We start from the raw sequence: 25,527 nt of genomic DNA, 5'->3' as shown, positions 1-25,527 counted from the left end.
GTAACTGTTAATTTCTGTTAGTTTCTTGTTTGATTGTTTATCCTTCTGGAGGGTGGGGGTCTTTGCCGTAAGAATTTGCATCCCTAACCTGTCCCTTTCGATTCTTTATATAGAGCTCACTTTTATTCTTTTTAGCTAATTCCCGGCCATATTCTATAGCCTGCTTCTGTGTTTTAAATACTTTTGACGCTCTACTGGCATTATGTTTTTTGACTTGCCAATTATCTCCAGAAGGTGAGACATCAATATTCTGTTTCTTTGCCATGGGTTTCTCCTCGACTATTTAGATTTAAGTTTATCAAACTTCTTTTGGAGCAACTCATCTACAAGCTGCTCTTTTTTATCCGTAATTTTCTGATGCAGATACACTTCCCGTTTTTTTAGTCTCTCTATGTCGGAGATCAAATATTGATCATTCATAGAGGGCAAATAGACATCCAAAGACTCCAGTGCCTTGATTGAGAGGTTAGGTATATCAGTCCCCGCTGCCATCTGCCTGAAAAAGTATTGCGTGCGCTTTGAATTTAAAAACCAAGCAAGATAATCAGGGTAAATTTTGTTCTGATTGGGTTTCATTACCAAAAAGCTATTTACCGTCACTACTCGCCCCAAGCCTTTAGGTATTACAAAAGCATCAATATTGTAGCCCTTGCTGATCATAATGACATCTCCAGCCTCCAGAAAATAACGACTACTCCTTGGGTCAAAGTTACTCAGCCTCTGCAGCTTATCGACAAGGATTCCTTCATACTTGTCCATGTCACTCATCTGGATGACCTTCGTCTCACCAGCCGGATCATGTTTGATCTTAGACCTGAAAGAATACCCCGAGGATATTTCAGCTATTTCTTTTAGTTTCATCGAGTATAATTGTGCAGTAATGTGTTTCTGCAAGAAGGTAGGTAATCAATTTTAAGGAAGCAAAAATAATTACAGTAAATTGTTTCTGTATTCGGCCTATTTTACTATAAAAGATCCTCTTATGTACCCTTATTTGTACCCTCTAAAATGGATGGAAATTTGGACTGTTTCTGACACAAATAGAGAACTTGATAAGAAAAGCTTAATCTGTGCAAAATAGAGCAGGAAAAGGAAAATGTTTGCCATATGTTGGCCGGTCCAAAAAATAGAAGAGCCGTTAAGTTAACAAAAATAGTTACTTAACGGCTCATAAATCGTACGCCCGGAAGGATTCGAACCCTCAACCTTCTGATCCGAAGTCAGACGCTCTATCCGGTTGAGCTACGGGCGCAGTTGAACATTATACAAGGAACACTGAAGGGTGAACATTGATCGAATGTCTGTTTCAAAAGGGCATCAAATATAAGAAGACCTGCACTTAGAAACAGCAAAAAATTGAAGCAGAGCTCAGAGAATCAGCATGGCGTCTCCAAAGGAGTAGAAGCGGTATTCTTCCTCAATGGCGTGCTGGTACAGGCGGTTCATTTCCTCATATCCCATGAAAGCGGAGACCAGCATCAGCAGGGTGCTTTTGGGTAGGTGGAAGTTGGTGATGAGCGCATCCGTGGCTTTAAATTTATAGCCGGGAGTGATGAAAATATCGGTATCCCGACTTTCGGGCTGAAAACCCCGCGGCTCTTTTGCCGCTGATTCGAGCACACGAACACTGGTTGTCCCTACTGCTGTGATATGCTTTGCCTCATTTAGTTCTTCACAAGTAAAAGCCCCCAGCTGGTACCACTCGCTATGCATGTTGTGTTCGGATATATCTTCGGTTTTAACCGGCGCAAAGGTTCCCAGGCCCACATGCAGGGTTACTTCCGATTTTCGGACGCCGGCGTTCTTCAAATCTTCCAGCAGATTATCCGTGAAATGCAGTCCGGCCGTGGGGGCTGCTTTGCTGCCCAGATCTTTGGCATACACCGTCTGGTATTCCTCTGACAGGGATTCATTCTGCTCGATATAAGGAGGGAATGGTGTGTGCTTGTAAGGTTCCAGCTTTGGGTCGTCCACATCACAAGAAAGAATGACCGTGCGGATGCCATCATCGGCAATATTGGTGACTTTTGCGGTGATGCCTTCTGCCAGCTCTACTTCCCGGTCCAGCTTAAACTTTTTGCCAGGGCGCACCATCGCTTCCACTGTGTTATTGTTACGCACGGAGGTCACAAACAATTCCCTTTTCCCGTCATCAAACAGCAGGCGGCATTTCTCCACTTTGCTGTTGTTCACCACCAGTGTGGTTTCATTGGGGAGATACTTTCCAAGGTTGTAGAAATAATCATCGGTGATGGTACCGGTTTCCCGGTTGTACACCAACAGCCTGGCGTGGTCGCGTGGCGAAGCCGGGGCTTGGGCAATTAGTTTTTCGGGCAAGTCGTAATCAAAATCAGAGAGGGTAAAATTCATTCCCTTATAAATAAGCTCTTAGTTTCCGGCAATCTCGAAAAAGTTATCGGTATTAGGCTTCACTTCTACTTTCTGTGTAGCAAAAATAGAATCGCCGGCCGTGATTATAAACTCCAGGCTGTCGGTGATCTCAAAAGAACCCCTTTGTTCAGACTGAAAAGAATCGCCAAAACCAATAGGAATGGGGCTGAGGGCAAATTCACCTTCTGCCGTAGTGTTGGTAAACGGGCGAGTGCCGGGGAGCAGAGAATCCGGTTTGTTTATGACCACTAAACTGCTGACACCCTGGCTTCTTTCCGTGCGGATGGTGTAAGCAAAAATACCATTGCTGAGTAGAGAGTCTGGTACGGTAAGCGTGTATTCGCCTACAGTCAGGCTGTCTGAGAAGAAAGTTGCAAAAGGCTCGCTGGTTTGATACCGATAGAGTTCACCAATAAAATATTCCGGAATACTGGTTTCAAATTGAATTTTAACGGCATTGTTTTCTCCATCCACAAAGCCACCGGGGTCAAAATGATTGCGAATATGGACGCCTGCATCAGTAACAGGAGCACCGTTATGCAGAACCACTCCTTCTACTACTCTGTAGCTATCGGGGGTGTCGGTGTTGAGGCAGGATGTCAAAAAAAGTGCACTGGCTGTGCAGAGGAGTAATAATAAGTGTTTCAAATCTATGCGTTAACTGTAATTAAAGGTCTCACTTGTTCGAGGATACCCTTTGCATCTATGCCGATTTCGGCATGTAGCTCTCTTTGGGTTCCATGTTCTATTATACGGTCGGGGATGCCCATTATTTTGAGGGTAGGCCGTTTTACTTTTTCTCCAATGTATTCAGCCACGGCACTGCCAAATCCGCCCATGCGTGCTCCGTCTTCAAGGGTGATAATGTGATCGTAGCGTTCACAAATTTCATCAAGTAAATCGGTATCCAAAGGCTTGGCGAAACGCATGTCGTAATACCCAATGTGAGCGCCTTCTTCCGCAAGGGTATCTGCCGCTTCCATGGCATATTTGCCAATAGGACCAAAACTCAGGATGGCAACGCCTTCGCCTTCGCGCAGGCAAACCCCTTTGCCAATTTCTATGTCTTCAAATTTGTCTTTGGTATCCATTCCAGTCGCTCTGCCCCGTGGATAACGGATGGCCCAGGATGCCTCGTCATAACGGGAAGCCGTGTACATCATATCGCGCAGTCCCTGTTCATTCAAGGGCGAGGAGATAATCATGTTCGGGATAGCCCGCATAAAGGAAATATCATACGCTCCATGGTGGGTAGGACCATCAGCTCCAACGAGTCCGGCCCGATCAATACAGAATACCACCGGCAATTTCTGAATGGCTACATCGTGTACCAGCTGATCGTATCCGCGCTGCAGGAAGGAAGAGTAAATAGCGCAGAAAGGTTTTTTGCCTTCGGCGGCCAATCCGGCTGCAAAAGTAACGGCATGTTGTTCGGCGATACCGACGTCGAATGCCCGGTCAGGGAAGGTATTCATCATCGGCCACAAACTGGAACCACTGGGCATCGCAGGCGTCATGCTTACAATGTTTTCATCTTTAGCAGCCAATTCTACCAGGGCTTCACCAAATACATCCTGATATTTTGGAGGCAGTTCGGTCTTGTCGTCATTTTTCGGCTCGGCCAGGGATTTTCCGGTAATCTTGTCAAAAGGACTGCTGGATGCGTGCCATTTTGTTTGCTCACGTTCGGCAGGAGCAAAGCCTTTGCCTTTCACTGTCACGGTGTGTAACAGCTTGGGACCTTTCACATCGCGCAAGTCTTCCATCATTTTACGAAGCCCGTCCACATCGTGTCCATCTACAGGTCCGTAATACTTAAAACCTAAAGCACGGAACAAAGAACCAGGAGTGAGAGCAGCCGTCATGGCTTTTTCAAGTCTCGATGCCACTTTACGCATTTTATCGCCGGCGGATTTGAAGTGCCCGAGCATATCGTACACTTCATCCCGCATCTTGTTAAAGGTCTTGCTGGTAGTGATATCAGCCAGATATTCTTTAAGGGCTCCCACATTCGGGTCTATCGACATATTGTTATCATTCAGGATAACAAGGATATCGCTGTTCATAGCTCCGGCATTGTTCATGGCTTCAAAAGCCAAACCGGCTGTCATAGCTCCGTCACCAATAACAGCTACTACTTTTTTGTCGGATTTGTCCAGGTCACGGGCAACGGCCATCCCCAAAGCTGCAGAAATGGAAGTACTGGAATGCCCCACGCCAAAGGTATCATATTCGCTTTCGGTACGTTTCGGGAAACCGGAAAGTCCGCCGTACTTACGATTGGTGTGAAACTGATCGCGGCGTCCGGTCAAAATTTTGTGGCCATAGGCCTGGTGCCCCACATCCCAAACCAGGAGGTCTTCGGGCGTGTCATATACATAATGAAGGGCGGTGGTCAATTCCACTACGCCAAGGCTGGCACCAAAGTGTCCTCCGTGCACAGATACGGTATCAATAATAAACTGACGGAGCTCGTCGCAAACATCCTGCAACTGTTCCGGCTTCAATTTTTTCAGATCAGCGGGACTGTTTATTTCTGCAAGTAAGGGCCCGGGGGTAGGATTATCGAACTCCATAAGTCGTTATTCTGTGTTAGCTTCATTCACCTGTTCAATACGAAGTTCAGCTTGCTCGAGTGTCTCGGTACAAAACCGGGATAACTTCACGCCCTCTTCGTATAATTTCACGGAATCCTCTAAAGTTATGTCGTCCTGTTCAAGCTGATTAACGATAGATTCCAATTGTTTTAAAGCTTCTTCAAAGCTAAGTCGTTCCTTTTCTGCCATTAATTTTTGCTAAAAGGTAATTTCTACAATTTAATATCATCCAAGGATACCGGTTTTTTAGGAAAAAGGCATGTTTTAGAATTTGTGGTTTTTTGGGCTACTTGAGCGTTACTTAAAATCACGGGGCAGTTGCATACATAGCAAGGTGGAACCTTGCGGGGCTATTACTTTTGAAGTGCAACTTCAAAAGATCTCTGGAAGATCATTGGGAAGTTTTAGGCTTACAGTAGAGTCTATCTGGTGGTAACTGATTGCTGTTCACAGCTCACTGAACAGCTGTAGCATTGCAATTGAAGCTTAAATTGACCAAATTCCTTACAAGCAGTAAGAATTAGAGGAGACATTATGCCTACCGCCACGCTTACATCCAAGGGACAAGTAACGATCCCCAAAAAAATTAGAGATAAACTGAACCTTAAACCCGGTGATAAAATCAATTTTGATATTGAGGCCGAAGGTGATGTTAAAATGTCAACTTCGAAAAAATCCATACTTGAAGCTGCGGGTAAGCTGCATAGACCCGGACAGAAACCCTTATCCCAGGAAGAAATGGATGAAAAACTTGCTGAGTATGTTCGTGATAAATTTAAGTCTCAATGAAGGGTATCGATACCAATATTTTACTTCGCTATTTGCTCAGAGATGATGAAGAGCAATATCAAAAAGCGTTGAGTCTTTTCAAGGGAATTGGAAATGATCAATTTTTTGTAAACCTTGTAGTCGTAACAGAAGTGTGGTGGGTTTTGGATTATATATACAATTACAAGAAAGAAGAGTTAATATCTACTTTTGAAATTCTACTCCAGTCGAAAGAGATTGTTTTCCAGGAAGCCGAATCTATTTTCAAGGCACTTAATACTTACAAGAAATCGAATGCTGATTTCGAAGATTGTTTAATAAATCAACTAAACGAGAATATTCACGCAGCCGTTACCTACACTTTCGATAAAAAGGCTTCCCGGCTGAAGGGGATGAATTTATTGGAGTGAGGCAATATTGTGCTTAAAGAATGGTAAATGCTGCAAAATTTTTGTCGAGGTGGATGCTTAAAATACAGCTTAGAATAAAAGTTGGGTTGTCCGTTACAGAGCCTGTGTCCCTTTGGAGGGACCGATTTTGAAGCAGCCGTAGAGCTGCTAAAAAATCAGGGAGGGCAGTAGCATACATAGCAAGGTACAACCTTGCCGGGCTTTTACTTTTGAAGTGCAACTTCAAAAGATCATTGGGGGGGGGAACCAACCTATTCGAACCAAAGCAACTCAAAACTCACAACTCACAACTAAAAACTAATCACTCAATCTCCAGCCCATCCAAAAGTTTCACATACGTCTTTATTCCCTCACGAATTTCATCCAAATAAATAAACTCGTCTTCAGTATGTGAGCGATGCGTATTGCCAGGGCCCATCTTGATGCTGTCAAAAGGCATGTGCACTTGGTCCGACATTGTCTTAGATCCGTAAGTGCGGATACCTAATGACTCCGCTTTTTTAACCACGGGGTGATCCAGCGAAATACCGGAGGCATTTAAATTCAACGAACGGGGCTTCACCTCGCAATCCACATATTGGCGGATGCTTTCTACCACCTCTTCATTGCTATAAAACTCGTTAGGTCGCACATCCACTACAAAACGGCATTCATCTGGAACTACGTTGTGCAGCGTCCCGGCTTCGATGATGGTCACCGTCATGTTGATGGCGCCCAGTACCTCCGACACTTTCTCAAACTCAAAATTCCGGAACCACTCAATATCCTTCATGGCTTTGTAGATAGCGTTCTCGCCCTCCCCACGGGCAGCATGGCCGCTTTTACCATGGCTGATACAATCCAGCACAACCAGTCCGCGTTCTGCAGCAGCCAGATCCATGGAGGTTGGTTCGCCTACTACGGCCAGGTCAATATCCACCATTTCAGGCAGTACAATAGGCACACCTTTTTTGCCAGAGGTTTCCTCTTCAGCGGAAGCCAAAAACACCAGGTTATATGGTTGCTCTCGCTCCGACAAATAAACAAATGTAGCCAGCAAACTCACCAGCGGGCCACCTGCATCGTTACTTCCAAGTCCAAACAGCTTGCCGTCTTCCAGGGTTGGGGTGAAGGGATCTTTAGTCCACTTTTGAGAGGCCTTCACCGTATCGTGATGGGAGTTTAGCAGCAGTGTTGGTTTGTCGGGGTTGATGTCTCCGCCATAGGCCCAAACATTGTTTCCCTTCTGCTCTGGGTTGAAGCCAAATTCCTCCAGTACGTTCGACAACAGGTCGGCGGTTTTATCCTCTTCGCCGCTGTACGACTGGATGGAAATGAGCTTTTTCAACAGCTCAATGGCTTGTTCAGTAAGTTCTTCGATGGTGTTCATGAGTGATTTTTTACAACCCTGGAAGGGTTCTGAACCCTTCCAGAGTTAATATTAGCTACAAATTTTAGTACTCATTCCGAACGTCCCGTTCAGAATGCCTGCCGGAACCTCTGGTTCCTATTCGTTTTAACTGTGATGAGTGTGATTTATATGATGCACTGTGATTTACGTATCTATCATCTCAACCGATCAAAATCATCACAGCTATCACAGTTTTACTTCTTGCCAAGCACAGACCTGTCAGGTCTTGATTCCAGGCTGGGAGATTCAGTCAAACCTCCAAGGTTTTAAAAACCTTGGAGGTTTACTTAACGAAACTACGTTAACCGCAGCTCTGTCCCGGCTTTCTCTTCCTGCAATGCATCAAAGCTGCGGATGGTTACATGCTTAACTCCTTGCTTCAAAGCGGCAAAGCCCAAGTCTATTTTAGGAATCATGCCGTCGGTGATGACTTTCTCGGACTTTAACTCCTCATATAAATCGGGATTTAATCCGGGCAGCATAATTTCATCTTTCATAACGCCGGCTTGTTCAAAGCAGAGCATCAGTTCTACAGAAGAAAACTCAGCCAAAGCAGAAGCCGTAAATGATGCAATGGAATCAGCATTGGTGTTCAGGATATTCCCTTTGCCGTCGTGCGTGAGCGGGGCCAGTACGGGAATCACATCATTCCGCAAGAACTCCAGCAGCCAGTCGGTGCGTACCTGCTCAATATCTCCAACCCAGCCATAGTCCACGGGTTCGGGGTTTCGCTTTTTAGCAGAGATGAGGTTCACATCAGCACCTGAAAGCCCGACGGCATCAGAACCCAAGGCCTGTAGTTTGGCTACAATATTTTTGTTCACCAGTCCGCCATACACCATGGTGATGACTTCCTGCGTGTCGTCATCGGTGATACGGCGTCCGTCTTTCATATTGGGTTTGATGCCCAGACGTTCGCCCATGGTAGAAGCTACCGAGCCCCCGCCATGCACCAATACTTTGGGGCCTTCCAGTTGTCTGAGTGCTTTTAGGAAAGCATCCAGCCGGTCTTCGTTGTTAATAACTTTTCCGCCAACTTTAATGACTTTTATGGATTTCATGAATGAGTACTTTCGAGAATTTTTTTGGTTACGGTTTGCATTGAAAAAATTCGGTTCGTCGCTTGGGGAATCACGATGCTTTGGTCGCTATCCAGCACGGCGCCTTCTACCACCACATTGCGGCGGACCGGAAGGCAGTGCATAAACTTTCCTGCGTTGGTAAGCTGCATTTTTTGCTGGGTGACCATCCAGTTTGAGTCTTTGCTTACTACTTTTCCATAGTCTTTATAATTGGACCAGTTTTTGGCGTAGATGAAATCAGCGCCTTCAAAAGCTTTAGCTTGATCGTATTCTACCTTGGCATTGCCCACCATTTCATCGGCCAGCTCATAGCCTTCAGGATGGGTGATGGTGAAGTCAAAATTCGCCGCCTGCATCCATTGCGAAAAGGAGTTTGCAACCGCCTGCGGCAGTGCTTTGGGATGCGGCGCCCAGGTCAACACCACTTTGGGCTTTTCCACTTTTTTATGTTCTTCTATGGTGATGAGGTCGGCAAAAGCCTGCAGCGGGTGCCCGGTCGATGATTCCATGTTAATAACCGGTACGGGGCAGTATTCCTTGAAGGCCGACATCACCTGTTCGCTGTAATCTTCCTCGCGATCCTGCAGCTTGGCAAAAGCGCGAATGGCAACCACATCAAAATAGGAACTGATGACGGCAGCTGCTTCTTTTATGTGTTCGGCTTTATCGCCATCCATCACCACACCATCGGCAAATTCGAGGTTCCACCCCTGACTGCCGACATCCAGCACGGCCGTATCCAAACCCAGGTTAAAGGCGGCTTTCTGTGAACTCAATCGTGTCCGCAAACTGGGATTCAGAAAGATCAGGCACATCGATCGCTGCCGTCCCAAATCCGAATATACATGCGGGTTCTTCTTGATCTCCAGCGCCTCTTGCACCAGCGCCGGCAGGTTTTCAACATCGTTTATAGACAGGAATGAGTTCATGGTTTCAATAAGGTTTTAGTACAGAATTAACGATTCGGCCCAGAGGCCGGTGGGGTGTGGTCAGTTTGAATTTTGTTGTTCACTATAAGTCTCAATTATGTAATCGAATCCTACAAATGATTCAAGCCAGTATTAAGTCTCTCCTTGAGGAGAGATCATTCAATGCGGCTGTTCCCGCATTGAATGTGAGAGGTGTTGGCACCAAAGGCATTATCGTTCACTTTCGACAATTGGTCCTTTGGCACTAACACCCTCCGCGTGTTTTGACAAGTCAAAACCCGGCACCTCCCTCAAGGGAGGACTTTTACTGGTAGAGTTTAACATCTTTCCTTATTCCATTTTTAAGCATTTAATCCCGGTTCAACATCAGAGCTTCAATCACTAACCACTTTCTTCAACGCCCCCACCAGCATATCGCACTCTTCCTTAGTAACAGAAAGTGGAGGCAGCAGCCGCAGTACATTCGGATTGGACGAGGAGCCGGTAAAAATATGGTGCTCATACAGCAACTTCTTACGCCAGTCGGCTACGGGCTGGTCAAACTCCAGGCCAATCATCAACCCAAACTGACGGATTTCCTTCACCTTAGGTACTTCCTTCAATTGCTCGCCCAGATAGGTTCCTACATTTTTAGAGTTTTGCAGCAGGTTTTCCTGTTCTATCACTTCCAGTACGGCTAAGGCGGCAGCGCAGGCCAGGTGGTTGCCACCAAAGGTAGTTCCAAGCATCCCGAATGAGGCTTCAAATTTGGGATGAATCAACACGCCCGCCACGGGAAATCCGTTGCCCATGCCCTTGGCCATGGTAATCACATCCGGTTCAACCCCAAACAACTGATGGGCAAAAAAGGTACCGGCGCGGCCAAAGCCGGATTGAATCTCATCCAAAATCAGTACGGTATCCGTTTTATTACAGAGCTTTCGCAGATGCTTTAGAAATTTTTCAGAAGGAGCATGAATGCCGCTGATGCCTTGAATGCCTTCAATAATGACGGCGCTTACATCTTCCTGCTTCAACGCTTTTTCCACACCGTCAAAATCTTCCATTTCATAGCGCAATACCTCCGCCCCTTCATTTACCGGAAATACGATGCTGGGCTTGTCGGTAACAGCCACAGCCAGCGAAGTACGTCCATGGAATGCTCCTTTGAAAGCAAGGATTTTCTTCCGCTGATTGTGGGCTGAGGCTACCTTAAGTGCGTTTTCGTTGGCTTCGGCACCGGAGTTGCACAGGAACAGGCTCCAGTCGTCGTAACCCGACAGCTTGCCCAGTTTATTGGCCAGTTCCTTCTGTATGCTGATGGGTACCGAATTCGAATAAAAACCGATGTCGTTGAGCTGTGCATTCACGCGTTCCACATAATGCGGATGGGCGTGCCCGATGGAAATTACGGCATGACCGCCATAAAAATCCAGGTACTTGGTACCTTCTTTATCATACACATAGTGGCCTTTGCCTTTAACCGGCTCAACGTCTAAGAGGGGGTAAACTTCAAATAAATTCATTGGGTGATGTTGTTAATTTTTTCATAGGAAGCCATCAATCCTTTGATGACGGCCGAGCTGAGGCCCTGGTGTTCCATCTCGTTCAGTCCGGCGATGGTGCAGCCCTGGGGCGTGGTTACTTTATCAATTTCCGTTTCGGGGTGATTTTCGCCCTCCACCAACAATGAGGCAGCGCCGCGGGCCGTCTGCATGGCAATCTTCTGGGCCTCTTCCGCATGGAATCCCAGCTGAATTCCACCTTGGGTAGCCGCACGAATATACCGCAGGAAAAAGGCAATACCACTGGCCGCAAGCACGGTGGCGGCCTTCATCAGGTTCTCATCAATCACCAGCGTTTCGCCCAGGGCCTCAAAAAAGGTCTTCACTTCTTTTACCTGATCCTCGCTGGCGTTCTTAGTACACATGCAGGTCATCGATTCCTGGATTGCCGTAGCCGTATTGGGCATGGCCCGGATGATGGGCATCGTCGTTTCCAGGTGCTGCTCAATGGTAGGGATTTCAACCCCGGTAATCGTGGAAATCAGTACATGTTTTTCAGGATCCAACACCGGATTGATTTCTTTCAGCACATCAGGCAGCTGCTTGGGTTGAACACATAAGAACACATATTCCGCGTTTTGTACGGCTTCAATATTATTAGCCAGCACGTTGAACTTCTGCTTCTTTAAGTCGGCCAGTTTCTCCAGGTGCCGGCGGGTCAGATACATGTTTTTGGGTTTGGCCAACTTGGCCCCGGCAATGCCTTTTGCGATGGCGATACCCAGGTTTCCGGCTCCAATAATTGCGATGTCGTGTTTTTTAGCCATGATTAAAATGCGGTTGATTTAAGAGTGAGTCCTTCCGTTTCGTCGAGTCCAAAGATGAGATTCATGTTTTGCACGGCCTGTCCCGAGGCCCCTTTCACCAGGTTGTCAATCACACCGGTAATGAGGATTTGGCCATTTTCTTTTTGCAGATGCAGCAAGCCTTTGTTGGTGCCTACAATTTGCTTCACATCCAGCGGTTCATCCGAGAGATGCACGAAGGGATGATCTGCGTAATACGCTTCAAATAAATCCTGTACTTCTTCAAGTGATTTATCTGTGGGAAGATAGGAAACCGCCAAAATTCCACGGGTAAACGCTCCGCGCATAGGAATAAAGTGCACTTGGTTGCTGAAATCATCCTGCAGCTGCGTCAGGCTTTCTTTGATTTCTTTCAGGTGGCGGTGAGTCAGTGGTTTGTAGATGGAGGCATTGTGGCTGCGCCAGCTAAAGTGCGTGGTAGCCGTGGGATTTTGTCCCGCCCCGGTGCTTCCAGTGATGGCAGTTACGTGCACGTCTTGGTTAATCAATCCCGCATCCGCCAAGGGCAACAGCGTAAGCTGAATACAGGTGGCAAAGCAGCCGGGGTTGGCAATTTTGTCTGCTTCTTTGATATCCTCGCGGTTCAGTTCCGGCAGGCCATATACAAATCCGTTACTACTTTCTTTATGGCGGAAGTCCGTGCTCAAATCTACAATTTTGGCCGATTCGGGAATCACCCCGCTTTCTACAATACCTCTGGAATTCCCGTGCCCCATGCACAGAAATACCACGTCTACATCTTGGTTCAGTTCTGCATCAAATTTCAGATCGATATCTCCGTTCAGGTCGGGATGGGCTTTGTACAAAAACTCCCCGCTGTGACTGCGGCTCACCACGCTTTTCAATTCCGCTTTGGGGTGATGCAATAAAATTCTGAGCAGTTCTCCGGCGGTATATCCCGCGCCTCCTATGACTCCGACTTTAATCATTGGTCTGGTTTTGGGTTTGTTTTTGGATGAGCATAGAATTGGCCAGAATTTTGGTGAAGCCTTTCACATCTTCGCCGCTCCAGGCGTTGTTCATCTCGCCGTACTGGCCAAATTTGGAAGCCATTAAATCATGGTCTGATTCGATGCCTTCCAGCTCAAATCGTTTGTGCTCCAGTTTCACAAATACCTTGCCGGATACCGTCTCTTGCGTGTCTTCCAGGAAGGTTTCAATGTTGCGCATCACGGGGTCGAGATACTGACCCTCGTGCATCAACATGCCGTACCAGTCGGCGAGTTGATCTTTCCAGTGCAGTTGCCATTTGCCCAGCGTGTGTTTCTCCAGCAGCTGGTGTGATTTAATGATGATCATTGGCGCAGCTGCCTCAAATCCCACACGACCTTTAATTCCAATAATGGTATCGCCTACGTGAATGTCTCTTCCAACGCCATATGGAGAGGCAATCTTCTCCAGTTCTTTAATGGCCTGAACCGGGCTGAATTGCTGGCCGTCAATGCCAATCAACTCGCCTTGTTTAAATTCCAATTCCACTTTTTTCGAATCGGTGGCGGTTACTTTAGTAGGCCAGGCATCTTCGGGAAGTCCCTGGTGCGAAGTCAGCGTTTCGGCGCCGCCGACGGAGGTGCCCCACAATCCCTGATTGATGGAATATTTGGCTTTGGCCCATTCCTGATCGATGCCGTTTTCCTTCAGGTATTCCACTTCTTCTTCACGGCTCAGTTTTTGATCACGAATAGGGGTGATGATCTCCACACCGGGCGCCATCACATTAAACACTAAATCAAAACGAACCTGGTCGTTCCCGGCCCCGGTGCTTCCGTGAGCGATGGCATCGGCGCCAATTTCTTTAGCATATTCAGCAATAGCTACGGCTTGGAATACCCGCTCGGCACTTACCGATAGTGGGTAGGTGTGGTTTTTCAACACATTCCCAAATACCAGATATTTAATGCCCTTTTGATAGAATTCCTCTTCCACATTCAACATTACGTGATTTTGAATGCCGAGCTTTTGGGCTTTTTCAGCCAGTGCTTCGGTTTCTTCGGCATCAAAACCACCGGTATTTACGGCTGCGGTGTGCACGTCATAGCCTTTTTCTTTAGCCAGCCATATGGCGCAGTAGCTGGTATCGAGTCCGCCGCTAAAGGCGAGTAAAACTTTTTTCTTTTCAGTCATGATTGAATGGAATTTGAATGAGTTTGTGTCATCGCAAGGAGTATGGATGTTGAGACTAAGCCTGTGCTGGTATTCGACGTAGCGATCTCCATGAAATATTTAGGATTTCGCTTTTTGGCTCCTTGCAATGACGGTCTATTAAAATTCATAGTGTTTAAATGGAAAAAAACATGCTCATGGGATTCAGTTTCTTCAGGTACTTGTTGGTTTTCATTTTCACCCACCGGTAATATTTGGCAATGTTTTTCTCACGCTCAGCCTTGGGTTTTTTATTGGGTTGATTGGGATCGTACATCATGCCGGTACACAAACAATTCTTGCGCTCATTACGGGTAAGGATGTCATAATTGGGGCAGCTTTGGCAACCATCCCAGAAGGTCTCGTCACGGGTAAGCTCAGAAAAGGTGACGGGCTTGTAGCCAAGGTCCGAGTTGATTTTCATGACGGGAAGGCTGGTGGTAATCCCGAATAATTTGGAGCCGGGATATTTTTTACGGGAGAGCTCAAACGCCTTGGCTTTGATGTTTTTGGCCAGCCCCATGCCGCGGTAGTGGGGGTGTACAATCAATCCCGAGTTGGCTACATATTTTTTGTTTTCCCACACCTCGATGTAGCAGAAGCCGGCCAGCTTGTTGCCGTCTAAAGCGATGATGGCGTTACCGTTACGCAGCTTCTTTTTGACGTATTCCGGATCACGTTTTGCAATACCGGTGCCGCGCTGGCGTGCAGCCGTTTCAATCATTAGCGTGATTTCTTCGGCATAAGTGCTATGCTTTTCGGAAGCAACTTGGATTTGAACAGACATGATGGTTGAGTGAGATCTTTATGGAATTTCCCTGTCGGGGAAAAGTTATAATAGAATTGAGCGGTTTTGTCGAGGTGGGTGCCGCTGAGATAGCGACATAGTTATATGCTTACCGCCGCCGCGGAATCCGCCGGAGTGGTGTTGGCGTAAAATTAATTCTATTTATGCTGTTCGTTTGCATGGCTCTAATGTAAACAAAGCTAAAGAATTATTTCAAATTTTTTCTTGATTTTTTATTTCGGGAACTAATGTGCCAGCAAATTGCATTGATAAGCGCAGGAGATTTGCACAAAAATTGACTATTCAACAAAAGAGACGCTGCATTTCTCTTGTACATAAATCACAATTAAATACAGGAACTATGAGATCATTAGGTACAAGTATCTCTGCCATTGTGAGCGCTTTCCTATTTGCCTTTTCAGGGCTTTTGGGAACCACTTCCGCGCAAGCACAAACTGCAGAAGCACAAATTATTCATAACGCAGCCGACCCAGCCTTTGAGGTCGTAGATATATACGCAAACGGCGATGTACTGCTGGAAGATGTCGCTTTCCGATCAGCTACCGGATTTTTAGAACTCACAGCTGGTGTTGACATCGAGATAGATGTTGCACCCGCTGGAGCAGGAATCGGGGCTTCGGTCTATAATACCACGGTTAACCTGGAAGCTGACGAAGCATATTATATTGTAGCAACAGGCGTAAGCGATCCTTCTGCTTTTGCAGAGAATCCAACCGGGCGTTCTACCGCTTTTATGCTGGATGTTTATTCAGGAGCCCAAACAACCTTTGATTCGTCCTTTGTGGGCGTTTCCGTTTATCACGGCGCAACCGATGCTCCCGCAGTAGATGTAAATGCCCCGGGCGGAACGTTGGTAGGTAACATCCCATATTCTGATTACACCAACGGTTACATCAGTTTGCCGGGTGATAGCTATGTATTAGATATCAATGCAGCCGGCACTGAAACAACGGTAGCTTCTTTTGAGGCTGATATCTCAACTCTCGAAGGTTCCACAGCTATGATTTTAGCCAGTGGTTTTCTGGATCCTTCAGCCAACAATGATGGACCAGCTTTTGGGTTGATTGCAGTATTGCCTGATGGTACGGTGCTGAATCTTCCGGAATACACGCCGACGGCAACCGCACAAATCATTCATAACGCTGCTGATCCGGCTTTTGAAGTAGTAGATATTTATGCAAACGGTGAAATCTTGTTGGACAGTGTTGCTTTCCGTGAAGCAACTTCCTTCGTAGAATTAGAAGCTGGCGTTGATATTGAGATTGATGTTGTGCCTTATGAAGCAGGTATTGGCGCCTCTGTGTATAACACCACGCTGAACCTGGCGACCGACGAATCTTATTACGTAATTGCACAGGGCGTAAGTGATCCTTCTTCTTTTGCAGAGAATCCCGATGGAGTAGAGACAGGCTTTTTCCTGGATGCTATTGCCGGGGCACAAACTACTGCCGATGCTGGTGAGGTTGATCTCTCCATTTATCATGGTGCAAGCGATGCTCCCACCGTTGATATTAACACAGGTGGCAACACACTTGCAGGCGGCTTGTCGTATACAGATAATACAGCCGGCTACTTAAGCGTACCCGCAGCTGAATATGTGTTGGATGTAAATGCGGCCGGTACTTCAACCACTGTCGCTTCGTTTGTGGCTCCGCTTGGTGGTTTAGACGGATCAAGTGCTATTGTCCTGGCAAGTGGATTTCTGAATCCATCCGCAAACAATGACGGCACAGCTTTTGGGTTGATTGCCGTGTTGCCAAATGGAACAGTTGTAGAGCTTCCGGCATATCAAACAGCTACAGCACAAATCATCCATAATGCTGCCGATCCTGCTTTTGGATTGGTTGATATTTATGCCAACGGCGAAATCCTTTTAGACAGTGTGGCCTTCCGAGAAGCAAGTCCTTTTGTAGAATTGCGTGCGGGGGTTGATATCGAAATTGATGTGGCTCCACATGCCGCAGGGATCAGTTCTTCCGTGTACAATACTACGCTGAATCTGGATGCTGGTGAATCCTATTATGTGATTGCGCAGGGAGTGAATGATATCTCCGAATTTGCTGAAAACCCGGATGGCGTTACTACCGGATTCTTTCTGGATGTGGTAACCGGCGCCCAAACTACGGCCGATGCAGGAATGGTTGATCTGGCCGTATATCATGGTGCCAGTGACGCACCGTCTGTAGATATAAATACCGGAGGCAATACACTGGTTGGCGGTTTAGCTTATACCGATGATTCGGAAGGATACGTGAGTGTACCTGCCGACAGTTATGTGCTGGATATCAATGTGGCAGGTACAGCTACCACCGTAGCTTCTTTTGAAGCAGATGTATCTGGATTAGGCGGTTCTTCAGCTATTGTGTTAGCCAGCGGATTTTTGGATCCTTCTGCCAACAACGACGGGCCAGCTTTTGGTTTGATTGCGGTGCTGCCTGATGGCACGGTAATAAACCTTCCATCTTACGGAACAGCTATGGCACAAATCATCCACAATGCAGCTGACCCTGCTTTTGAAATGGTGGATATTTACGTAAACGGAGCGCTTACGCTGGAAGATGTTGGATTCCGTGACGCAACTGACTTCCTGGAATTTGAAGCGGGTACCGAATATACCATCGGTGTTACCCTTGCTGATGCTGAGCTGACCGAAGATTCTTACACGGCCAATGTGACTTTCGAAGCTGGTGAAAACTATTATGTGATTGCACAAGGTGTCAGTGATCCTTCCGCCTTTGCAGACAACCCGGATGGCGTTGATACCGGCTTCATGCTGGATGTACAATCCGGTGCGCAATTATCCGGCAATGAAGAAGAATTTACCTTTGGTATCTATCATGGCGCTACCGATGCTCCGGCTGTGGATATTTTAGCGAGAGATGTTACTGCTCTGGCTACCAATGTGTCTTACACCGGTGCCACCGAGAGCTATTTGACGGTGCCTTTGGCTTCTTACACCATTGATGTAAATCCAACTGGCGCTGACTCACCCGTAGCCTCTTTTACCGCCGATGTGAGTAGCCTGGGAGGTCAAACGGCCATGATACTTGCCAGTGGATTCCTTGATCCATCTGCCAATAATGAAGGTCCCGGTTTTGGTTTACTACTGGTACTGCCTGACGGAACAGCCCAGCTGTTGCCTGGCATGACCACCAGTAACGAGGAAATTGATGACGGAACGCCAACTGCTTTTAAGTTGGACCAGAACTATCCAAACCCATTCAACCCAACCACGCAAATTAGTTATGCCCTGCCCGAAGCGGCCAGCGTAAATGTTGCGGTATATAACATCACCGGACAAAAAGTGGCTACCCTGGTTCAGGGACAACGACAGTCGGCTGGTACCTATACCCTTACTTTCGATGCAGCTAATTTATCAAGTGGAATGTATTTATACCGGATAAACGCCGGAGACTTTACCCAAACGCGGAGAATGATGCTTATCAAGTAGAATTCCCCACTTTTTATTCTCCTAATGTTAGAAGAGCCGGATTGATTTCCGGCTCTTTTTTTATGAATGAAATAAGCAAAAAAGGCGCTATACCGTTATACTTAGCGTTATGTGTTCTATGAGAAACTATTTTTTACTATTCGCACTCTTTATTATTCCACAGCTGTTACCTGCTCAGGTTCAACAGAACAATGATTATTCTGGGAAATCGGCATATATAAACGGCCTGGAAGCTTTTGAAAACGAGGCTTATGAGGAAGCAAGGGAGTTATTGCTGGAAGCCTATCGTAACCTTGATCAGCCCCCGGGCGTGAGTTATGCCCTGGCCGATACCTATCTGTCTTTAAATGACTTACCGAATGCGGCGGTATATGGAAAGCAAGCCGTTGAAGCCGATCCGGAAAGCAAATGGTACCGGCTGAAACTGGCCGAGATTTATCGCAGTGCCGGTCGCAATCAGGCCACCCTGGAGCAGCTGAATACTCTGCTGGAATATCATCCCAATGATTTTGAGGGATTGTACATGCTGGCTGATACCTATAAGGATTATGGTGAGTTTGTAAGGTCCAATGAGATATTAGACCGGATTATAAAACTCTCTGGGGAAGACCCGCAGGTGCTGTTGATGAAATTCAGGAATTTTGAGTCGCTGGCAGCAACCGATTCTGCCGTTGTGCAGCTGGAAAGAATCCGTGAAGCTGATCCGGATAATCTGCAAATGCTGAACTTGTTGGGGCAATACTATTCCCGTACCGGTGAAAAAGCCGAAGCCAAGAAAGTGCTGAAGGATGCGCTTGACCGCAATGCCCGTGATCCACAATCGCTGATCACCTTATCCACTATTTACCTGGAAGAGCAACAGTGGGACAGTGCCGGAACTCTGCTGACCAATTTTATCTCTGATACGCTGATTCAGCCGGAAAATAAAATGGAGATCGCCCGTTTCTTTTATTCCAGGGTAGAACAGGATCCCCAAAACATACAGCTGCGGGTAGAAGCCGAGCGCATTTTCGACACTTTTACGGAAAGTGAGCCAGAGTTTGGTCCTGCTTTTACTTTATCCGGAGAATATTACCGTCAGGCCGGGGAGCCCGAAATAGCCCTTGAAAAACTGGAACAAGCCAATAAGCTGCTGCCCGGAGATGATATCGCCTGGCGACAACGCTTGCAATTATTGCTCAGTCAGCAGAAATACGAGGAGACAATTGAAGTGGGCCTTAAAGCCAACGAAGAGGTGCCCGAAGATGCCTTTATACAGTTTTTTATCGGTAGCGGGTACATGCTGAACGATCAAAACAAAAAAGCAGAACCCTGGCTGGAGCAAGCAGCACGGGCTCCTGCACGTAGACCGTTTAAATCCGTCATTTACAGTACACTGGGTGATGTTCGGGCCAACCTTGAGAACCATGAAGCCTCAGACGAAGCGTACGAATTAGCTTTGCGGTACGATCCCGATAATGACAACGCCATGAATAATTACGCCTACAACTTATCGGTGCGCGGAGAGAACCTCGAACGCGCCAAGGAATTGGCACTGAAAGCCATCGAAGTAAATCCCGAAAATTCAGCTTACTTGGATACCGTGGGTTGGGTGTATTATAAACTGGGAGATTACGACCGGGCACAGCGTTTCATCAAAGCTTCTATTGACACTGGGGAAGCTAGTGCGGAAGTACTGGAGCATATGGGCGATGTAAACGAAAAGCTGGGCAATATGGAAGAAGCCCGTGACTGGTGGCGGCAGGCCCTCGAAAAAGATCCGGATCGCACCCATCTTGAACCTAAAATAAATGGGTAAGCACGTGCAAATCCGTTCTTTCACATCCCTGTTTTTTCCGCTTATACCATTGGTCTTGTTCTTTACCGCTTGTAGCACTTCTCGCTCGGTTTCTAAAGAAAACTATAGCAAAAGCAGTCTTTCTATTGGTGAAGTGGTGAACAGGATTCCCGATTATTCCGAAAGCCTGAACACGCTGGAGGGTAAAGGACGGGCTTTGGTGAGTGAGCCGGGGAACAGCGACCGGGTAACTATAGAATTTCAGGCAGATACGGCGCTAAGCCTGCTCACTATCCAAAACCGTATTGGTATCGAAGGCGGGAAGATGCTGGTGGATCAGGATTCGATTTTGATCTACAACCGCCTGGATGATTATGCTCAAAAGCTGTCGATTTATGACGGGCGCATGACCAGCCTGAATGAACTGGCCTCTATCAATATTTTGGATCTCATCAATTTCAAAGTGGGGAAGGAGCAGGTGCAGGCGGTTTTCGAAAACAATAATTTCCTACAACTGCGGTTGAAGAATGGTGCCCGGGTGTACCTGAGCAAAGAAGGCGGACAGGTACGGCAGGTAGAACAACCACCACGTTCTGCCGCTCCATATTCAAGATTGGAATACGAAAGTTATGGTGAGCTTAATGGATTTATTTTACCGCGGAAAATCACGATTTTTAGTTCCGATGGAGATTCGCGGGTGGTCTTTTTAATCCGAAGCCTGGATGTGAACCCAAAGTTGCCGGAGTTGACCATTGATATCCCCAAGAATGTAGAGATTGAACGATTATGAAAGCTCATAGCTATTTATTGAAAGTATGTGTGATGATCTTGCTTGCAGCTTTAGCGGCCGTGGAGGTCTCTGCACAATCAACCTACGAAGAGAAGAGGGAGGAACTGCTTAAGCGCCAGGAAAATGCCCGGGCTGAAATCAATGTGCTGGAAGCCCGTATCAAAAATTATCAGGAGCGGGTACGTCAGGCTGAGCAGCGCTTTGATAAATCCTTTGAGCAGTTTCAGTCGCTGAATAACCTGATTGCTTTGCAGGATGATAAAATTAAATCCCTGCAACAGGAGCAATCTCAGATTGAAGCGGAGATACGTCTCACCGAAGAAGAAATAAGCGTGCGGGAAGCCGAATTAAATCATCTGATTGAGAGCTACAAAAAAATCATCAGTTACGCATACAAGAATGGACGGACCGGAAACCTGGAGTTGCTGTTAACCTCCAAGTCCATCAACCAGATGGTGGTGCGCGCCAATTACCTGCGCCGTTTTGAAGAGCAGAAGGCCAAGCAGGCAGAAGCTATCCGTGAAACCAAACGGGAGCTGGATGAAGTGAAGGAAAACCTGGAGGACAGTCATCAGAAGAACCGGGTTGTGCTGGGAGAAATCCGGGAGGAAAAAGAAGAGCTGGGAGACCAACGGCAACAGCAGGAGCAGACCGTTGAAGAAATTAAACAGGAACGCAGCGAGTGGTTATCTGAATTGCGTAAGACCCGGCAGGAGAAAGAGAATCTGGAGAACACTTTCTCTAGCCTGATCGAGGAAGAAGAGGAATTACGTGCCGCCGAAAATGAACGTCTGCGCCGTCTCGAAGAGGCCCGGAATATCACGGACGCTTCCCGCCGGGCCAGCGAGGTTGAAAAGTATGAGAGCGCCGCCCGTTCCACGAATTTTGTAAGTGATGAAGAATTGGCTGTATTTGAAGACGAATTTGCTAAAGCCAAAGGAGACCTCCCCTGGCCGGTAAACAGCACTACCGTGGCCAAGCAATTTGGACGCGTTCGTAACCCTTTGTATGGCACCATCACCGAACATCCCGGTATCGATATTGTAGCCGATGCCGGTTCGCCTGTTAAAGCGGTGGCAGATGGGTATGTATTTCGTATTCGTCCACTTCCCGGTTACGGCGATGTAGTATTCGTAAAACATGGTTCTTATTACACCGCATATGGCAACCTCAGCCAGATTGATGTGGGCGTGGGAACGGTGTTACGTCAAGGTGACCGTATTGGCTCATCCGGTACCTCTCAATCTGAGTTAGGCGAAGTTCTTTTCTTTTTATTGCGGGATGGCAACCAAAACGTAAATCCGGTGAGCTGGCTTAAGTAAACTTGCAAGCCTTCCATTTTACGGTACACTTTACGCAAGGCGTTAAAAGTTATGTATGCATTAGCATTTGGGGTTTGTTTTTAGGAATTTTGGCCACAATCAAACCTAAAAGCCAACTTTTCCCGTGGATAACCTTCCTCGTTTTATATTTTACACCTCCGGTATATTCATTGTATCGGCAGCTTTTACGCTTCTCAGTTCCGAATTTTTAGTAAAAATAAGTGATCCCGGCGTCACCGGAATGCTTTTTCTATTGGGTTTTGGCCTGGTATATATGAACCTGGTATTCGTAAGCGGTCGTCGTTTTATGCGGCGCCTTCAGGGACCAAATCCTGCTCCCTATGTATTTGCTTTGATGGTGGCCATTCCTCCATTGGTGTGGGTAAAGATTTTTGATGCCGGCTTGGGGCAGTCCGAACTTACCTATATGTTTACCGTGATTGTGGCCTGTGGGCTGGGTGCCTATTTCGGGCATCGTGCAGGACAAAAAGCGCAAGCCCGGTTTCAGCAAAACCTGAAAGAATATCTACAACAAGACGATTCCTCTCCTGAGAATAACTAATAACTCTTATTCTATCTTTATGAAATTATTTAAAGCTACGATAACTACCCTATTATTTGTGTTTTTGATGGGAGGCAGCGCCTGGTCGCAGACCATGGAAACGGAAGTGCTCCGCGAGATAGGTGCCGCTCCTTCTGCCGAACGTATTGAAGCCGATATCACAAAACTGGTGAGTTTTGGTACCCGTCACACATTGTCTGATACTACTTCTGATACCCACGGAATTGGCGCAGCCCGGCGCTGGATAAAAGCAGAGTTTGAACGCATTTCAGAAGAATGTGGCGGTTGCCTGGAAGTATTTTATGTAAGTGATGTGGTTGAGGGCACCCGGCGTATCCCGGAACCCACCAAAATAGTGAATGTAATTGCTATTCAGCGAGGCACAGCCGATCCTAACCGTTTTATTATGATGAGTGGTGATATTGACTCGCGTGTTTCCGATCCGTTGGACGGTACCTCTGAATCTCCCGGCGCCAACGATAATGCCTCCGGTGTTGCCGGTGCGCTTGAAGCCGCTCGGGTTCTTAGCCAATATGAGTTCGAAGGTTCTATAATGTATGCTGCTCTATCCGGTGAGGAGCAGGGGTTATTTGGCGGACAGATTCTGGCCGAATATGCCAAAGAACAAGGCTGGGATATCAAAGGTGTGTTGAATAATGATATGATTGGCAACATACAGGGTATCAACCAGGTGATTGATAATACTACCGCCCGCGTATTTTCTGAAGGAACCCGCTACGTGGAAACAGAGCGGGAAGCAACCATCCGTCGCTATACGGGTGGTGAGGTTGATTCGCCTTCGCGCAACCTGGCACGTTACGTAGATAAAATGGCCGATTTGTACATTCGTAACCTGGATGTAATGATGATTTATCGTCTGGATCGTTTTGGACGAGGCGGGCACCATCGGCCGTTTAACGAGGCTGGATTCCCGGGTGTACGTATCATGGAAACAAATGAAGATTACAACCGCCAGCACCAGGATTTACGAACCGAGGATGGCGTGGAATATGGTGACGTGCTGGATGAAGTTGAATTCGATTTTGCCGCCAAACTTACCGGTTTAAATGCGGTGGTAATGGCAGGTATGTCGTGGGCACCCAGCCCGCCGGCCAATGTAGAAATTGAAGGCGCCGTTCGCCCGAGCACCACGCTGAAATGGAAAGCGCTGGATTCCGAAGAAAATCCACAGCTGGCAGGCTACAAAATTTACTGGCGCCTGACGGATGCCAATCAATGGCAAAAAAGCGTGTATGTGCCAGCCGACTCAACCCAACACACTTTGGAAAATGTTGTAATCGACAACTACTACTTTGGTGTGGCTAGTGTTTCCAAAGAGGGTTTTGAAAGTCCGGTAGTATTTCCGGGTCCAGCCGGTTCTTTCGGGGATTAATTCCAACAGGATTTAGATCACATGGCTCAGTCCCTGTTAACTCAATTAGAAAATCATCTGGAAAAAGTAAGGAGGCAGTACTTTGCGCCAGATGATTTTTTTGTTTTGGGAGTGAGCGGTGGTCCCGATTCGATGGCTCTGATGTACTTGCTCAAGAGATTAGAGATTTCAGCCTTGATTGTGCATGTGAATTATGGAAAACGTGATGAAGCTTCAGATCTCGACCAAGAGCTCGCCGAACAAATGGCTTTTCAGTGGGGATTTGAATGCTGTACGATTCCCTTGAATCCTGAAGATGCCGGGGATGAAAACTTTCAGAACTGGGCCCGGAAACAACGCTATCGTTTTTTTAGGGATTTTAAGGAAGAGTATGATGCCGCAGCCATCCTAACGGCTCACCATCAGGATGACCAGGTAGAAACCATTTTGCAGAAACTGCTTCGAGGAAGTGCACCGGAAGCATGGCAGGGGATGTCTGTGTGGGATGGAGAGCTCTTCCGGCCGCTGCTCCCTTTTACCAAACAACAAATACTCGATTACTGCGATGGAGAGGTCATTCCATACCGAGTGGATGAATCTAATTTGCAAAGTGATTATGCCCGTAATTTTTTAAGGAATGAGCTTGCTGAGCAAATGGATGGTTTTTTTCCGGGCTGGCAACAAAATATCTTAAAGCTGCAGGAACAGGGAGAACGGTTTGAAGCTGCCATGCAACAGGTGGCCGGTCAGGTGGCTGAAAAGAATATGATCGACTTGACAAAATATTCGGCATTGCCTGACAACCTGAAAACATCGGTACTGAAAACCATCCTGAAAATAAATGGCCTGGAACAGTCGCTCTCCCGGGGCGAATGGCAGCAGCTGAAAGAGATTGAACATATCCAAACAGGTACAACAATCGAAGCCGGTAACCTGAGGTTAACTTCAGATCGTGGGCAGGTTGTTATTCAAGCTCACAAAGAACAAGCGTCCATCAGCTACACTTTTAAAAGGGGTGAAGTGGAGAGTGATTTTAAGACGGGCCCGGTATCGCTAAAACTTGTATCTTCACGCAGCCAGTCGGCAAATTTGCAAGTAGACGCAGACAAGCTGCAATGGCCCCTGACTTTGCGAGAATGGCAAGAGGGAGATCGCTTTACGCCTTTAGGTTTATCAGGATCCCAAAACATTGCCAAACATCTGACATCCCGCAAAATACCCGCTCATTTAAAGGAAAAGGCTTTGGTATTGTGCGGATCAGATGGTACTATTTACGCCATTATCTATCCCGTGAAGGCAGAAAACAACGAGTGGGGAGCCGTGGCTGAGGAGGCCCGTTATCATCCCCAAACCGAAATATTTTTGACTATTAATCTTTCAATTTGA

Annotated in this window: 23 protein-coding genes and 1 tRNA gene; 9 read left to right on the top strand and 15 right to left on the bottom strand. The window is 46.9% G+C overall.

What is annotated here, in order from left to right; translation table 11 throughout:
• Positions 1 to 37: 37 nt before the first annotated feature.
• The 7 genes from FN815_RS06940 to xseB form a co-directional block, all read right to left on the bottom strand.
• Positions 38 to 265: a DUF2188 domain-containing protein gene (locus tag FN815_RS06940; protein WP_142453905.1), complete on the bottom strand. Its 228-nt coding sequence runs from the start codon at positions 263 to 265 to the stop codon at positions 38 to 40.
• 14 nt (positions 266 to 279) lie between these two features.
• Complete coding sequence (locus FN815_RS06935) at positions 280 to 861, bottom strand: restriction endonuclease subunit S (RefSeq protein WP_142453904.1); 582 nt, start codon at positions 859 to 861, stop codon at positions 280 to 282.
• 317 nt (positions 862 to 1,178) lie between these two features.
• Positions 1,179 to 1,252: transfer RNA gene (locus FN815_RS06930), tRNA-Arg, on the bottom strand.
• A 116-nt stretch (positions 1,253 to 1,368) separates the two neighbouring features.
• Positions 1,369 to 2,370: a tRNA preQ1(34) S-adenosylmethionine ribosyltransferase-isomerase QueA gene (queA, locus tag FN815_RS06925; RefSeq protein ID WP_142453903.1), complete on the bottom strand. Its 1,002-nt coding sequence runs from the start codon at positions 2,368 to 2,370 to the stop codon at positions 1,369 to 1,371.
• 18 nt (positions 2,371 to 2,388) lie between these two features.
• The gene (locus tag FN815_RS06920) at positions 2,389 to 2,994 is read right to left on the bottom strand and encodes a hypothetical protein (protein ID WP_142453902.1); all 606 of its coding nucleotides are present in this window, start codon (positions 2,992 to 2,994) and stop codon (positions 2,389 to 2,391) included.
• 47 nt (positions 2,995 to 3,041) lie between these two features.
• Positions 3,042 to 4,967: a 1-deoxy-D-xylulose-5-phosphate synthase gene (gene dxs, locus FN815_RS06915; protein ID WP_142453901.1), complete on the bottom strand. Its 1,926-nt coding sequence runs from the start codon at positions 4,965 to 4,967 to the stop codon at positions 3,042 to 3,044.
• A gap of 6 nt (positions 4,968 to 4,973) precedes the next feature.
• Positions 4,974 to 5,177 (bottom strand): exodeoxyribonuclease VII small subunit, encoded by a 204-nt coding sequence (xseB, locus tag FN815_RS06910; RefSeq protein ID WP_142453900.1) that lies wholly within the window; start codon positions 5,175 to 5,177, stop codon positions 4,974 to 4,976.
• Between the two features lie 345 nt (positions 5,178 to 5,522).
• Between xseB and FN815_RS06905 the strand changes: the two genes are divergently transcribed.
• The gene (locus FN815_RS06905; RefSeq protein ID WP_142453899.1) at positions 5,523 to 5,777 is read left to right on the top strand and encodes an AbrB/MazE/SpoVT family DNA-binding domain-containing protein; all 255 of its coding nucleotides are present in this window, start codon (positions 5,523 to 5,525) and stop codon (positions 5,775 to 5,777) included.
• Positions 5,774 to 6,166, top strand: a complete 393-nt coding sequence (locus FN815_RS06900) for a type II toxin-antitoxin system VapC family toxin (protein WP_142453898.1) — start codon at positions 5,774 to 5,776, stop codon at positions 6,164 to 6,166. The genes FN815_RS06905 and FN815_RS06900 overlap by 4 nt, the downstream gene beginning before the upstream one ends.
• A 301-nt stretch (positions 6,167 to 6,467) precedes the next feature.
• Here FN815_RS06900 and FN815_RS06895 read toward each other — a convergent pair whose 3' ends face one another.
• From FN815_RS06895 to FN815_RS06860, 8 genes are all read right to left on the bottom strand, one after another.
• Positions 6,468 to 7,535 (bottom strand): M20 family metallo-hydrolase, encoded by a 1,068-nt coding sequence (locus FN815_RS06895; RefSeq protein WP_142453897.1) that lies wholly within the window; start codon positions 7,533 to 7,535, stop codon positions 6,468 to 6,470.
• A 317-nt stretch (positions 7,536 to 7,852) separates the two neighbouring features.
• On the bottom strand, positions 7,853 to 8,617 hold the full coding sequence (gene argB / locus FN815_RS06890; RefSeq protein WP_142453896.1) for an acetylglutamate kinase: 765 nt from the start codon (positions 8,615 to 8,617) through the stop codon (positions 7,853 to 7,855).
• A complete protein-coding gene (locus tag FN815_RS06885) occupies positions 8,614 to 9,567 on the bottom strand; it encodes an N-acetylornithine carbamoyltransferase (RefSeq protein WP_142453895.1) in 954 nt (317 codons plus the stop codon). The genes argB and FN815_RS06885 overlap by 4 nt, the downstream gene beginning before the upstream one ends.
• A 374-nt stretch (positions 9,568 to 9,941) precedes the next feature.
• Positions 9,942 to 11,072 (bottom strand): aspartate aminotransferase family protein, encoded by a 1,131-nt coding sequence (locus FN815_RS06880; protein ID WP_142453894.1) that lies wholly within the window; start codon positions 11,070 to 11,072, stop codon positions 9,942 to 9,944.
• Positions 11,069 to 11,878 (bottom strand): pyrroline-5-carboxylate reductase, encoded by an 810-nt coding sequence (gene proC, locus FN815_RS06875; protein ID WP_142453893.1) that lies wholly within the window; start codon positions 11,876 to 11,878, stop codon positions 11,069 to 11,071. Before proC ends, FN815_RS06880 begins: the two co-directional genes overlap by 4 nt.
• Positions 11,879 to 11,880: 2 nt before the next feature.
• Entirely contained in the window at positions 11,881 to 12,846 is a 966-nt protein-coding gene (argC, locus tag FN815_RS06870) for an N-acetyl-gamma-glutamyl-phosphate reductase (protein WP_142453892.1), read from the bottom strand.
• Positions 12,839 to 14,041 (bottom strand): argininosuccinate synthase, encoded by a 1,203-nt coding sequence (locus tag FN815_RS06865; protein WP_142453891.1) that lies wholly within the window; start codon positions 14,039 to 14,041, stop codon positions 12,839 to 12,841. Before FN815_RS06865 ends, argC begins: the two co-directional genes overlap by 8 nt.
• A gap of 154 nt (positions 14,042 to 14,195) precedes the next feature.
• Positions 14,196 to 14,846 (bottom strand): GNAT family N-acetyltransferase, encoded by a 651-nt coding sequence (locus FN815_RS06860; protein WP_142453890.1) that lies wholly within the window; start codon positions 14,844 to 14,846, stop codon positions 14,196 to 14,198.
• 361 nt (positions 14,847 to 15,207) lie between these two features.
• Here FN815_RS06860 and FN815_RS06855 point away from each other — a divergent pair, with 361 nt between their 5' ends.
• From FN815_RS06855 to tilS, 7 genes are all read left to right on the top strand, one after another.
• Positions 15,208 to 18,318 (top strand): T9SS type A sorting domain-containing protein, encoded by a 3,111-nt coding sequence (locus FN815_RS06855; protein WP_142453889.1) that lies wholly within the window; start codon positions 15,208 to 15,210, stop codon positions 18,316 to 18,318.
• A gap of 118 nt (positions 18,319 to 18,436) precedes the next feature.
• A complete protein-coding gene (locus FN815_RS06850) occupies positions 18,437 to 20,116 on the top strand; it encodes a tetratricopeptide repeat protein (RefSeq protein ID WP_185957203.1) in 1,680 nt (559 codons plus the stop codon).
• Positions 20,109 to 20,885, top strand: a complete 777-nt coding sequence (locus FN815_RS06845; RefSeq protein WP_142453887.1) for a DUF4292 domain-containing protein — start codon at positions 20,109 to 20,111, stop codon at positions 20,883 to 20,885. The genes FN815_RS06850 and FN815_RS06845 overlap by 8 nt, the downstream gene beginning before the upstream one ends.
• A complete protein-coding gene (locus FN815_RS06840; protein ID WP_142453886.1) occupies positions 20,882 to 22,207 on the top strand; it encodes a murein hydrolase activator EnvC family protein in 1,326 nt (441 codons plus the stop codon). The genes FN815_RS06845 and FN815_RS06840 overlap by 4 nt, the downstream gene beginning before the upstream one ends.
• A 124-nt stretch (positions 22,208 to 22,331) precedes the next feature.
• Entirely contained in the window at positions 22,332 to 22,769 is a 438-nt protein-coding gene (locus FN815_RS06835) for a hypothetical protein (RefSeq protein ID WP_142453885.1), read from the top strand.
• A gap of 94 nt (positions 22,770 to 22,863) precedes the next feature.
• Complete coding sequence (locus FN815_RS06830) at positions 22,864 to 24,162, top strand: M28 family metallopeptidase (protein WP_342780479.1); 1,299 nt, start codon at positions 22,864 to 22,866, stop codon at positions 24,160 to 24,162.
• A gap of 21 nt (positions 24,163 to 24,183) precedes the next feature.
• Positions 24,184 to 25,527: a tRNA lysidine(34) synthetase TilS gene (gene tilS, locus FN815_RS06825; protein ID WP_142453883.1), complete on the top strand. Its 1,344-nt coding sequence runs from the start codon at positions 24,184 to 24,186 to the stop codon at positions 25,525 to 25,527.

This window comes from Gracilimonas mengyeensis (genome assembly GCF_900182705.1).
Taxonomy (GTDB): Bacteria; Bacteroidota; Rhodothermia; order Balneolales; family Balneolaceae; genus Gracilimonas; species Gracilimonas mengyeensis.
This window is presented reverse-complemented; position numbering and strand designations above follow the sequence as displayed.